The 11,657-nt window shown below is 62.7% G+C and carries 12 protein-coding genes; 7 read left to right on the top strand and 5 right to left on the bottom strand.

Going from position 1 to position 11,657, the window contains the following annotated elements; translation table 11 throughout:
- Positions 1-13: 13 nt before the first annotated feature.
- Positions 14-1,624 (top strand): chaperonin GroEL, encoded by a 1,611-nt coding sequence (gene groL, locus ASU23_RS25985; protein ID WP_003940715.1) that lies wholly within the window; start codon positions 14-16, stop codon positions 1,622-1,624.
- A gap of 74 nt (positions 1,625-1,698) precedes the next feature.
- Here the strand turns inward: groL and ASU23_RS25990 are convergent, their stop codons facing one another.
- From ASU23_RS25990 to ASU23_RS26005, 4 genes are all read right to left on the bottom strand, one after another.
- Positions 1,699-2,436 carry an anti-sigma factor gene (locus tag ASU23_RS25990; protein WP_058039023.1) on the bottom strand — a complete coding sequence of 246 codons (738 nt, stop codon included), beginning with the start codon at positions 2,434-2,436 and terminating at the stop codon, positions 1,699-1,701.
- Position 2,437: 1 nt separating this feature from the next.
- Positions 2,438-3,106: a sigma-70 family RNA polymerase sigma factor gene (locus tag ASU23_RS25995; protein ID WP_007728615.1), complete on the bottom strand. Its 669-nt coding sequence runs from the start codon at positions 3,104-3,106 to the stop codon at positions 2,438-2,440.
- A gap of 88 nt (positions 3,107-3,194) precedes the next feature.
- Positions 3,195-3,860 carry a fasciclin domain-containing protein gene (locus tag ASU23_RS26000; RefSeq protein WP_007728616.1) on the bottom strand — a complete coding sequence of 222 codons (666 nt, stop codon included), beginning with the start codon at positions 3,858-3,860 and terminating at the stop codon, positions 3,195-3,197.
- Between the two features lie 192 nt (positions 3,861-4,052).
- On the bottom strand, positions 4,053-4,349 hold the full coding sequence (locus ASU23_RS26005) for a WhiB family transcriptional regulator (protein ID WP_003940939.1): 297 nt from the start codon (positions 4,347-4,349) through the stop codon (positions 4,053-4,055).
- A 648-nt stretch (positions 4,350-4,997) separates the two neighbouring features.
- On the opposite strand from ASU23_RS26005, the gene ASU23_RS26010 reads away from it, so the two are divergent.
- The 3 genes from ASU23_RS26010 (at position 4,998) to ASU23_RS26020 (ending at position 7,492) form a co-directional block, all read left to right on the top strand.
- Positions 4,998-5,816 carry a hypothetical protein gene (locus tag ASU23_RS26010; RefSeq protein WP_058039024.1) on the top strand — a complete coding sequence of 273 codons (819 nt, stop codon included), beginning with the start codon at positions 4,998-5,000 and terminating at the stop codon, positions 5,814-5,816.
- 175 nt (positions 5,817-5,991) lie between these two features.
- Complete coding sequence (locus ASU23_RS26015) at positions 5,992-6,570, top strand: sigma-70 family RNA polymerase sigma factor (RefSeq protein ID WP_003940953.1); 579 nt, start codon at positions 5,992-5,994, stop codon at positions 6,568-6,570.
- The gene (locus tag ASU23_RS26020) at positions 6,554-7,492 is read left to right on the top strand and encodes an anti-sigma-D factor RsdA (RefSeq protein WP_228402069.1); all 939 of its coding nucleotides are present in this window, start codon (positions 6,554-6,556) and stop codon (positions 7,490-7,492) included. Before ASU23_RS26015 ends, ASU23_RS26020 begins: the two co-directional genes overlap by 17 nt.
- An 89-nt stretch (positions 7,493-7,581) precedes the next feature.
- On the opposite strand, the gene ASU23_RS26025 is transcribed toward ASU23_RS26020, so the two are convergent.
- A complete protein-coding gene (locus ASU23_RS26025; RefSeq protein ID WP_003940777.1) occupies positions 7,582-7,986 on the bottom strand; it encodes a DUF5319 domain-containing protein in 405 nt (134 codons plus the stop codon).
- A gap of 243 nt (positions 7,987-8,229) precedes the next feature.
- On the opposite strand from ASU23_RS26025, the gene guaB reads away from it, so the two are divergent.
- The 3 genes from guaB to ASU23_RS26040 all read left to right on the top strand — a co-directional run.
- A complete protein-coding gene (guaB, locus tag ASU23_RS26030) occupies positions 8,230-9,753 on the top strand; it encodes an IMP dehydrogenase (RefSeq protein ID WP_003940903.1) in 1,524 nt (507 codons plus the stop codon).
- A gap of 27 nt (positions 9,754-9,780) precedes the next feature.
- A complete protein-coding gene (locus tag ASU23_RS26035; RefSeq protein ID WP_003940976.1) occupies positions 9,781-10,920 on the top strand; it encodes a GuaB3 family IMP dehydrogenase-related protein in 1,140 nt (379 codons plus the stop codon).
- A 173-nt stretch (positions 10,921-11,093) separates the two neighbouring features.
- The coding region (locus ASU23_RS26040) for an FAD-binding protein (RefSeq protein ID WP_156423202.1) at positions 11,094-11,657 on the top strand (564 nt) is incomplete at its 3' end.

The following is an 11,657-nucleotide window of genomic DNA, read 5'->3' on the forward strand; positions in this document are numbered from 1 at the left end:
GCTGACAGAACAGATGTCCAAGCAAATTGCGTTCAACGAGACCGCACGCCGCGCTCTCGAAGCCGGAGTCGACAAGCTTGCCGACGCCGTCAAGGTGACCTTGGGCCCGCGTGGACGCCACGTCGTGCTCGCCAAGGCATTCGGCGGCCCCACCGTCACCAACGACGGTGTGAGCATCGCCCGTGAGATCGAGCTCGAAGATCCCTTCGAGAACCTCGGCGCACAGCTCGTCAAGAGCGTCGCCACCAAGACCAACGATGTTGCCGGCGACGGCACCACCACCGCGACCGTTCTGGCCCAGGCCATCGTCCGCGGCGGACTCAAGAACATCGCAGCGGGCGCGAACCCGATGGCTCTCGGCGTCGGCATCAACGCCGCAGCCGACAAGGTCGTCGAGGAACTGCTCGCCGCAGCCACCCCCGTCGAGGGCGAGAAGTCGATCGCTCAGGTCGCCACCGTCTCCTCGCGTGACGAAGAGATCGGCAAGCTCGTCGGCGAGGCACTCACCCGTGTCGGAACCGACGGCGTCGTGACGGTCGAGGAATCCTCCACCGTTGCAACCGAACTCGTTGTCACCGAAGGTGTTCAGTTCGACAAGGGCTACCTCTCGCCCTACTTCGTCACCGACATCGATGCGCAGAAGGCCGTCTACGAAGACGCGCTGATCCTGCTCTTCCGCGAGAAGATCAGCTCACTTCCCGACTTCCTTCCGCTGCTCGAGAAGGTTGCCGAATCCGGCAAGCCGCTCTTGATCATCGCCGAGGACGTCGAGGGTGAAGTTCTCTCCACCCTCGTGGTCAACTCCATCCGCAAGACCATCAAGGCCGTCGCCGTCAAGGCGCCGTTCTTCGGTGATCGTCGCAAGGCATTCCTCGACGACCTCGCAGTCGTCACGGCAGGCACCGTCATCAACACCGACGTCGGCCTCTCGCTCAAGGAAGCCGGCCTCGAGCTGCTCGGCAGCGCTCGCCGCGTTGTCGTCACCAAGGACGAGACGGTCATCGTCGACGGTGCAGGCACCGCTGACGACATCGCGACCCGCGTTGCGCAGCTGCGTCGCGAGATCGAGAACACCGATTCGGATTGGGACCGCGAGAAGCTCGAAGAGCGTCTGGCGAAGCTGTCCGGCGGCGTGGCCGTCATCAAGGTCGGCGCAGCCACCGAAACCGATCTGAAGGAACGCAAGTTCCGCGTCGAGGATGCGGTCAACGCAGCCAAGGCAGCAGTTTCCGAGGGCATCGTCCCCGGTGGCGGATCGGCTCTCGTTCAAGCCGGTACGGCTCTGATCGGGAACCTCGGCTTGACGGGTGACGAGGCCACCGGCGTTGCCGTGGTCCGCGAAGCCCTCAACGCCCCGTTGTTCTGGATCTCCAGCAACGCAGGCATCGACGGTTCCGTCGTTGTCAGCAAGGTCGCCGAGATGACCAAGGGCGAAGGCTTCAACGCTGCCACCCTCACCTACGGCAACCTGCTTGCCGACGGCGTCGTCGACCCGGTCAAGGTCACTCGCTCGGCAGTGGTCAACGCCGCTTCCGTCGCGCGCATGATCCTCACGACCGAGAGCGCCGTCGTCGAGAAGCCGACCGAGGAAGTTGCCGACACCGGACACGGTCACAGCCACTGACTCGCTGCTCGTAGTTTCCACAAAGAAGAGATCCCCCACCGGATTCCGGTGGGGGATCTTTTTTCGTCTGGCGATCAGATGAGCGGGATCGTTGCGAACGGCTCGCTCGTCGGCTGCTGCGATCCGCCGGGCGGTTCGACAGTGAACGCCAACTTCGTATTCGGACCGATGCCGTCGAGCACCACCTGGGTAGTGGGTTTGACGTCGCCCGGAGCCATCGTCCCCATCGGGATCATCGTGGTGTCGTCGGTGTCGCCCGGCACCAGCCACATCTGGTAGACGGTATCCGGACTCGGGGGAGTTACATCGTTCATCACGAGGACTGCGGCGTCTTCGGAGGGCGAGAACAGCGTCGTGGCACTACCGCCGCCCGGGATTTCACGCGTCGTGGCATGAACGTCGGGTGCTGCCATGATTTCGGACGCGGGGTTCTGCGGCGGCGTGTTGTCGGACAGCGTGCGCCCGATTCCGATGCCGCCGACCAGGATTGCGACTGCGGCGGCCGCCGCAAGAGCCACGGTCCACGGGCGTCGACGGTTACGGCGCTCGGCCAGCGAAACGGGGGCATTGGGAGCAGCGGCCTGCTCTGCGATCGAGGCGAGGACGCTGCTGCGCAGCGACGGCGGGGGCTCGACGGCGTCGACGACGGTCATCGCAGCCATGGTTTCGGCGGTGAGCCGGACCTGGGCGTCGAATTCGGCGCGGGTCGCGGAGTCCGAAGCGGCGAGTCGCCTGTCGACCTCACGGCGCTCGTCTAGGTCCAACGCATCGATCGCGTAGGCGTACGCATAGTCGATCAGCTCTTCGTCCATCTCACATCACCCCCAAACATCCACGTAGGCGCAGTAGTCCGTCGCGAATTCGCGACTTGATCGTGGGAATCGCCACGCCGAGATCTTCGGCCACCTCGCGGTACGTTCGGCCGCCGTAATAGGCGAGAGTCACCGATTGGCGTTGAGTGTCCGTCAGCGTTTCGAGACAGTCGGTGACAGCACGATGCTCGTCTCTTCGTGTCACTTCGTCGCTGACGACGTCGAATTCGGGAGTGGCATTGGTGGTGTCGTAGAGAGCCTGTCGATCCGAACTCGACTGTTCGGAGCGCACGCGATCCACTGCGCGCCGGTGTGCAAGTGTCAGGAGCCAGGAAAGCGCGGACCCCTTGGCAGGGTCGAAGCTGTCGGCTGATTTCCAGGCTTGGAGGTAGACCTCTTGGACCGCTTCCTCGGAGAAACCTGGATCACGGAGTACACGAAGAACCATGCCGTACACACGGGAGCTGGTTCGGTCGTAGAACTCGGCGAAGGCGCTCTGGTCGCCACCGGCGACGTTCGCGAGGATCACTGCCAGCTCGCGTGATTCCGCGATTCGCGCGGTGCGGGCCGCAGAATTGTCCGTCGGGCATGCGTCGGCCGCATCCGACGCATGGTCTGGCTCGCTCACGAAGAGTTGTCTCGCTTCATCGCGTACAACCGTAGCGTGCATGTCCGGTTCTTTTCTCTTGGCCCGCCGTTGGCCGCTGTGCGCCTTTATTAACCGCGGGGGGTTGATAAAGGCGCACAGCAGGTGGGGACTACTGCGGCATCAGCACCGAATCGATGAGGTAGACGGTGGCGTTTGCGGTCTTGACTCCACCGCAGACGACAGTTGCGTCGTTGACCTTGATGTTGTCACCGGATCCGGTGACGGTAACCGTTCCGCCCTCGGCGGTGGGGTGAGTTCCGTCGATCGCGTCAGGGGCGATCTGGCCGGGAACCACGTGGTAGGTGAGGATCTTGGTCAGCGTGGCGCTGTCCGTCTTGAGGCTGTCGATCGTGGCGGGGTCGATCTTGGCGAATGCCGAGTCGATCGGTGCGAAGACGGTGAACTCGCCACCGTTGAGAGTGTCGACCAGGTTGACGTCCGGGTTGAGCTGGCCGGAGACCGCCGCGGTCAAGGTGGTGAGCAACGGATTGTTGGATGCCGCTGTGGCAACCGGATCCTGGGCCATTCCGCTGACCGATCCGGCGCCGCTCGGCACTGCAGCTGCATAGTCGGCACAACCTGCACCGACCAGATCAGAAGCAGGCTCCGCCATCGCGCTGCTGGGAGACATGCTCGATCCCATGGCAGAAGACGTCATGGCGGCGCTGGACGTGTCGGTCGACGAATCGTTGTCGTCCGAGGAGCAACCGACCACGCCGAAGACGGCGAAAGAGGCTGCTGCGGTGACTGCCAGAACTCGAGTAGAGGTGTTCATGGGTCTGCCTTCCTGAAGGGATGTGCTGAGGTGCACTGTCAGAAGGCATTCGGAGGCGGGCGTCGGTCGGATGGGTCGTGTCGGAAATTCTTTTCGACAGTGTCCCGTCCACACGCATTTTCGACGGTGTCCCGTCCACACGCAAAAGCCCCCGAAAACTCTCGGGGGCCTAGTGCGCTCTACCTACGTGTATCAGGAAGCTATGCGGGTGGTGCGACGGTGGCGCGCGTGTAGTTCACGTTCGGTTTCCGACATTCCTCCCCAGATGCCGTACGGCTCGGCGACGGTCAGCGCGTGGCTGCGGCACTGCATCAGGACCGGGCACTGACGGCACATCTCTTTTGCGCGGGTTTCGCGCTGGGCACGTGCTCTACCGCGTTCGCCATCGGGATGGAAGAACATGGAGGAGTCGACTCCGCGGCACAGACCGTGCATCTGCCAGTCCCAGATGTCTGCGTTGGGGCCTGGAAGGTGATTCGGTGCAGGCATGTTGACTCCTTACTGCAAGCTCGCGTTGATCAACGAGCGGACCAAGTTGCCCGGAGGTTATCCGGGCCTTCTGAATCGTTCACGCTTGCTAACCGTAAGGGTGCTGAGTAAATCGCGTCAATAGGCTCGTTCAGTGGCGATCGGCATATATCGAAATGCGAGAGTTAACGAAGTATATATTTACATTTCGGGCCCCTCGTGCGTTGTTCTGCGCCGATGTCGAAATTGGGTCGATCGAGGTGGCGGCCGGCAAGCCTGGCTGCTCGAGATGCGAAACCCACAGATCAGGGATATGTTCGAGGCTGATCGCCCGGCGAAATCACTCAGTCATTCGGCTCGGTTTGCGTCATTTGTCCGATATTGCGTGGGCGGGGTTGCACTCCATTTCGGGACTTAGTGCCCAAGTTTCAACTAGGACATCCGTCCAATAAGTAATGCGCAGTTAACGTCACGGATATATGCCCGTTAAATATCATTACGAGTACATTCGGCGAATCTCAGTTGAATATCTGATTAACTCCGACAAACTTGCCTCTTCGTGTTTCGTGCGACTTTTGGCATCGTTGGTGTGACGCCGGTCGTGCGAATGTCTGCTCGTGCTGCTGCGATGATCAACCTGTGTCGACACCTGCGCGCCCTCAATCACCTGTGCCCAACGAAACAACTGCACTTTTAGGGTCCCTCGAGTCTGCCGCGTTCGGTGCGGATCCGGATCTCGTCCGCCTCCCGGCGCCTTGCTCTACCCGAGATTGGTGGACAACGGCAGTAGTGCTGGGTGGTCAGGGCCACTACGCAAGAGCGCGGGCTGCATTGGATGTCCTCGATCGGCTCACGGCCGGGTTCTCGACGCACTCGGATCGAGTTCTTGCCTCTCTGTCTGCCAGCACGAGGGCGTCGTTTCTTCGCCAGAGCGGACGCCATGCACTCGCGTCCACGTGGGACGGGCGCGCACTGGCGATCGTCGGCGGCCTGCCAGGTGATCCAGAGGCTGCCTGTGACGCTCTGACCGGTCTGGCCGCAGACGCCCTCGGCTGTGGCAGGCTCCCGCTCGGCTGGCGCCTGCTGGCGCAATGTCGGGCGCGTCTGGATGCCGAGGGCGGGCTGTGGCGGCAGGAAATTCGGATCGAATGGGTCTCCGCAGAATTGGCGTTGGCGGGAGGCGACTTCGCTCGTGCCCGCAGACACGCAGAACGCGCCGTCGAATTGTCAGCGGAATCGGAGTCTGTGCGGCACCGCGTGAAGTCGGATCTGCTGCGTAGCGCCGCGCTGACCGGAACAGACGCGAGCGCAGCCGTGAAGATGGCAGCAGATGTGTTCGCGCGGTGCCGGCAATACGGCCTGCTGCCCCTGGCCTGGGCGTCGTCTCTGTTGATCGAAGGTGTCAGCGGTGAGAGAACCTCACCGAGTGCCCGGGAGATCGGCGATCTGATTGCGATGCGTGGTGGATCACTCCTACCTTTGTCGTAACCACTCCACCGAAGTCTCCGGAGAACATTCCAGAAGGAGCTGTATCGATATCGCGACTGCTGGGCAGGTATGCGGAGACCAGTCGGTCCGGATGGTTACTCTTAGAGGGTTCCGCTGAGAGCGGGAGCACACCCGCTCGGGAGGTGCCACTGTAACGCCAGGATTTTCGCTGACGATGACAAATACGAGCGATGAGTTGGACACCGCGGTCGCTGCTGCTGCGCAGGGCGACCGTACAGCTCTAGCTTTGGTTCTGGAGAACATCCGACCGATGGTGGTGCGCTACTGCCGCGGTCGAGTGGGTGCGGCCGAGAGAGGACATCTGTCCGCTGACGACGTCGCACAGGAAGTCTGTCTGGCCGTGATGACCGCGCTGCCGCGTTATCAGGACCAGGGACGCCCGTTCATGGCCTTTGTGTACGGAATTGCCGCGCACAAGGTTGCGGACGCACATCGAAGCTCCGCCCGTAACAAGTCGGAGCCCGTTTCCGAAGTACCGGATGTAATAGCACTGGATGATGGTCCCGAACAGCGAGCTCTCGATTCGGAGTCCAGCAGACAGATGCACGAACTTCTCGGCACACTTCCGGAGAAGCATCGAGAAATCTTGATACTTCGCCTGGTGGTCGGGATGTCGGCCGAGGAAACGGCCGTCGCCGTCGGTAGTACCGCCGGAGCTGTACGAGTCGCTCAGCACAGAGCGATCGCGAAACTGAAAAAAGAAGTGACGAAAGCAGGTGAGAGCTTTGGCTAGAGACGAGGGGCATGACGCTTCGAATCTCGGTGATCTCGCCGACGACGGTACGCCAGTGGATTTGGCTGCGGTTCGGCGTGACGATGCGCTGATCGAATCCATTTCGAATGGTGGGCCGGTAGCAACCGATAGCACCGAACAGTACGAACTTGCGTTGATCCTCTCGCAATGGCGTGACGATGTCGTTGCGACTCCGATGCCCGAGGGTCCGTTGTTGGACGATGTCATCGCTGCAATCACAGCGACGCCGTCCGGCTTCTCCGATCGTCAGCGTTCACGTTCCCGTTCTCGATTGCGTGTGGTTCGTCCGATCGCCGCCGCTGCAGCAGTTGCAGCAGTGGTCTTCGGTGGCGCCACGGCGATGGCGTACGACGCCCAGCCCGGCGATGCCCTGTGGGGCGTCAAGCAGGTCGTCTTCGCCGACGAGGCCAACTCGACAGTTGCGAAGATCGACACGACTTCCGAGCTGGAAAAGGCCGAGCGGCTGTTGGCTGCCGGAGACATTCCTGCGGCAAAGATGGTGCTGGACAACGCAGCTCACCGTGCCGATGCGGTCAAGGACTCGCAGGACAAGACCGACCTCGTCGAGCGTTGGGGCAAGTTGATGACGCAGGTCCAGGAGACCACGTCACCCGCAGTGCCGCCGTCGACGACCGACCAGCAGTCCTCGATTGCCACCTCTCCCACGGCGATTCCGGGGATCTCCGTCAATCCGGCGAACCCTCAGCTGCCTGGGGGTGTGACCACGACGACAACGCCCAATCCCGGAATCATGCAGGCGCCTGGTCCAAGCGCGGCGTCGTCGACACCGTCATCGTCGCCCACGGCAACGACCACGACAACAACGACGACAACCACGACAACGACGCCTCTGGCGCCGGCCTCGTCTCCGTCGGGTGATTCTTCTTCACCCCCGCCCTGATCGCACCGTTCCGATCTGAATTCAAACGAAAGTGGCCGACAAGCAATTGCTTGTCGGCCACTTTCGTATGAGCTTGGGTGAGATTTCGCTCAGCTGTCGAAACCGTCGCCGTGCATCGCCTCGTTCATCGACGCGTCGGCGTATCCACGGCAGTAGTCCCACGTGACATATGCCTCAGGCATCGGGTCGTAGGCAGGCTCGTGGGGGCGGACGGTTCCGTCCACGAGCAGCTGCAGCAGGTTTGCGCGCAGCATGTCCCAGTCGTGGTAGTGATCCTGTTGGCAGTCCTCGCAGCAGACTACGAGGCCGCGGATACCGCGGTGAGCGAGGAGTGCCTCGTAAACAGCGAGGTCAGCGAGATCCTCCTCGACCGCTTGGCGTTCGTGGGGGTCGAGTGGTTGGCCCGGCTCGATGGCATCGAGAGCCGCGGAGGGGTCAGCTGGGTCGCCGGCGAAGGGATCTGGCGGCAGACCGGGGGGCAGTTGATCACGCACAGCACCACGGTACGCAGGTCAGGGGGGTCAGCGCCACTTGTTACGCGTACACGCAGCGTGGGTGGGATGGTTCGGACCTTTGAGTGAGCCGATACCATGGTGTGCAACGCCGGGAAAAGGTGCCAGGAATTTCTTTCCGTGCAGGCGCCTTCTATCCGATATCCAGCTTTCGTAATCCGTTTCGAGGCGGCTGCTACAGCGGTCGCCCTGGGCGAATCTAGGTCCATGGAGGGTCCTGACCGCATGAGTAGTTCTGCAGGACATGTACACACCGGAGGAGACGACCCCAACAAGGTCGCGATGCTGGGACTGACATACGACGACGTGCTGCTGTTGCCTGCTGCGTCCGACGTCATCCCGAGCCAGGTCGACACGTCCAGTCAACTGACCCGCGACATCCGTCTGCGGATTCCGTTGGTCAGTTCTGCGATGGACACCGTCACCGAGTCGCGCATGGCAATTGCGATGGCACGCGCCGGCGGCATGGGTGTTCTGCACCGCAACTCGTCGGTTGAGGTCCAGGCAGGACAGGTCGAGACGGTCAAGCGTTCCGAGGCCGGCATGGTGACCGATCCCGTCACGTGTAAGCCGACCGACACGATGGGTGAGGTCGATGCGAAGTGCGCTCGTTTCCGCATCTCGGGTCTGCCTGTCACCGACGACGCCGGCCAGCTGGTTGGCATCGTCACCAACCGGGACATGCGTTTCGAGGTCGACCAGAACCGCCCGGTCGCGGAGATCATGACCAAGATGCCCCTGATCACCGCTCAGGAAGGCGTCACCGCTGACGTGGCACTGGGTCTTCTTCGTCGGCACAAGATCGAGAAGCTGCCGATCGTCGACGGCAACGGCAAGCTCACCGGTCTGATCACGGTCAAGGACTTCGTCAAGACCGAGCAGCATCCCGACGCCACCAAGGACCGTGACGGTCGACTGCTCGTCGGCGCTGCAGTCGGTGCCGGCGATGACGCCTTCCAGCGCGCGATGGCGCTCACCGATGCCGGTGTGGACGTACTCGTGGTGGACAGTGCGCACGGGCATTCGTCCAACGTTCTCGACATGATCGCCAAGCTCAAGCGTGAACTGGGCGAGCGGGTTCAGATCATCGGTGGCAACGTCGCTACGCGCGCGGGTGCTCTGGCACTGGTCGAAGCCGGCGTCGATGCCGTCAAGGTCGGAGTCGGCCCTGGTTCCATCTGCACCACCCGCGTCATCGCCGGTGTCGGTGCCCCTCAGGTCACCGCCATCCTGGAAGCGGTTGCCGCGTGCAAGCCTCTCGGTGTGCCCGTCATCGCCGACGGTGGACTCCAGTTCTCCGGTGACATCGCGAAGGCTCTTGCCGCAGGTGCGTCGACGGCCATGCTGGGTTCACTCCTGGCCGGTACCGCTGAATCGCCCGGCGAACTGATTCTGGTCGGCGGCAAGCAGTTCAAGAGCTACCGCGGAATGGGTTCGCTCGGCGCGATGCAGTCGCGTGGCGAGGCCAAGTCGTACTCCAAGGACCGGTACTTCCAGGACGACGTGCTTTCCGAGGACAAGTTGGTTCCGGAAGGCATCGAAGGACGTGTTCCGTTCCGTGGCCCGCTCTCGCAGGTGACGCACCAGCTCACCGGTGGTCTGCGCGCTGCCATGGGATACACGGGGTCGGCGACGATCGAGCACCTGCAGAACGCTCAGTTCGTCCAGATCACGGCGGCCGGTTTGAAGGAAAGCCATCCGCACGACATCACGATGACTGTCGAAGCACCCAACTACACCGCTCGTTAGCAACCAGTACACGAGAAAGGGGCGCGCGTGCGCGACCTCGTTGAGATCGGCATGGGTCGAACGGCCCGACGTACCTACGAGTTGGACGATGTGAACATCGTTCCCTCCCGGCGAACTCGTTCGTCGAAGGAGGTGTCGACTGCTTGGCAGCTCGACGCTTACAGGTTCGACATTCCTGTCCTCGCACATCCCACCGACGCGTTGGTCTCGCCGACTTTCGCGATCGAGTTGGGTAAGCGCGGCGGCCTCGGTGTCATCAACGGTGAAGGCCTGTGGGGCCGTCACCCCGATGTCGAGGAGAAGCTCCGGCGTCTCGTCGAGATCGCCGAGAAGGACGGTGGCGTCGACGCGGCCATCCGCTACCTGCAGGAGCTGCATGCGGCTCCGCTGCAGGCCGGTCTTCTGGCAGCTGCGGTGGCGCAGGTCCGTGATTCGGGGGTCACCACTGCCGTTCGCGTCAGCCCGCAGAATGCGCGCGCACTGACGCCGGAGCTGATCAAGGCGGGAATCGACCTCCTGGTCGTCCACGGCACGATCATCTCGGCCGAGCACGTCGTGCACACCGAGCAGGAACCGCTCAACCTCAAGACGTTCATCTCGGAACTCGACGTTCCGGTTGTCGCGGGTGGGGTCAGTGACCACCGCACCGCGCTGCACCTGATGCGTACCGGCGCTGCCGGTGTCATCGTCGGGTACGGGTCTACCGAGGGTGCAACCACCACCGGTGAGGTCCTGGGCATCGGCGTTCCGATGGCCACGGCCATTGCCGATGCTGCAGCAGCCAGGCGCGACTACCTCGACGAGACGGGTGGACGCTACGTCCACGTCATCGCCGACGGTGACATCGCAACTTCGGGTGATCTGGCGAAGGCCATCGCCTGCGGTGCCGACGCTGCCGTTCTGGGCACGCCGCTGGCCGTGTCCGCCGAGGCGCCGGGTGGTGGCTGGTACTGGCCGTCCGCTGCGGCTCATCCTTCGGTTCCGCGTGGAGCACTTCTTCCGGTTTCCTATGGTGAGCGTCCGAGTCTGGACCAGGTTCTGAGCGGCCCTTCGGACGATCCGTACGGTTCGCTGAACTTCGTCGGTGGTCTCCGTCGGTCGATGGCGAAGGCCGGATACTCCGATCTCAAGGAGTTCCAGAAGGTCGGGCTGACAGTCCGCGCGTAGTTTGTACCTTTCTGTGGCCCCGGTTCTTCGTGAACCGGGGCCACAGTTCGTTGTGCAGGACTTTCTTCCGTTCCTGATACTTGCGGTTACGCTTATGGGGCCCCTTGTGGTGGTAGTCACAAGGGATAGGTGCATACTGGCGGGTAACTACGGTTCACGGTGGAGGTGTCCTGATGGGCAAGCAACGGGCAACGGACTACGACGTACTGATCGTCGGATCCGGGTTCGGCGGAAGCGTGAGCGCGCTTCGTCTCGTGGAGAAGGGCTACAAGGTCGGCGTCATCGAAGCCGGCCGACGGTATGCCGACGAAGATTTCGCGAAGACCAGTTGGGATCTCAAGAAGTTCCTCTGGGCTCCGAAGCTGGGGTGCTTCGGCATTCAGCGCGTGCACCTGTTGCGCGACTGCCTCATTCTCGCGGGCGCAGGCGTCGGCGGCGGGTCGTTGAACTACGCCAACACGCTGTACCAGCCGCCGGAGCCGTTCTTCCAGGACAAGCAGTGGGCGCACATCACTGACTGGCGAAGCGAGCTCACCCCGTACTACGAGCAGGCTCAGAAGATGCTCGGCGTCGTGCAGAATCCGCACATGACGCCCGCTGACGAGATCATGAAGTCCGTCGCCGACGACATGGGCGTCGGCGACACGTTCATCCAGACCCCTGTCGGCGTCTACTTCGGTGAGCCGGGCAAGAAAGCGAAGGACCCGTACTTCGGCGGCGTCGGACCCGAGCGCACC

This window comes from Rhodococcus sp. KB6, assembly GCF_001445685.1.
Taxonomy (GTDB): domain Bacteria; phylum Actinomycetota; class Actinomycetes; order Mycobacteriales; family Mycobacteriaceae; genus Rhodococcus_F; species Rhodococcus_F qingshengii.

Coding starts and splice junctions, on each gene's coding strand:
- ASU23_RS26000 (WP_007728616.1), bottom strand. CDS start 3,860: ATGAACACCTCTACTCGAGTTCTGGCAGTCACCGCAGCAGCCTCTTTC.
- groL (WP_003940715.1), top strand. CDS start 14: ATGTCCAAGCAAATTGCGTTCAACGAGACCGCACGCCGCGCTCTCGAA.
- ASU23_RS25995 (WP_007728615.1), bottom strand. CDS start 3,106: ATGCACGCTACGGTTGTACGCGATGAAGCGAGACAACTCTTCGTGAGC.
- ASU23_RS25990 (WP_058039023.1), bottom strand. CDS start 2,436: ATGGACGAAGAGCTGATCGACTATGCGTACGCCTACGCGATCGATGCG.
- ASU23_RS26005 (WP_003940939.1), bottom strand. CDS start 4,349: ATGCCTGCACCGAATCACCTTCCAGGCCCCAACGCAGACATCTGGGAC.
- ASU23_RS26015 (WP_003940953.1), top strand. CDS start 5,992: ATGACAAATACGAGCGATGAGTTGGACACCGCGGTCGCTGCTGCTGCG.
- guaB (WP_003940903.1), top strand. CDS start 8,230: ATGAGTAGTTCTGCAGGACATGTACACACCGGAGGAGACGACCCCAAC.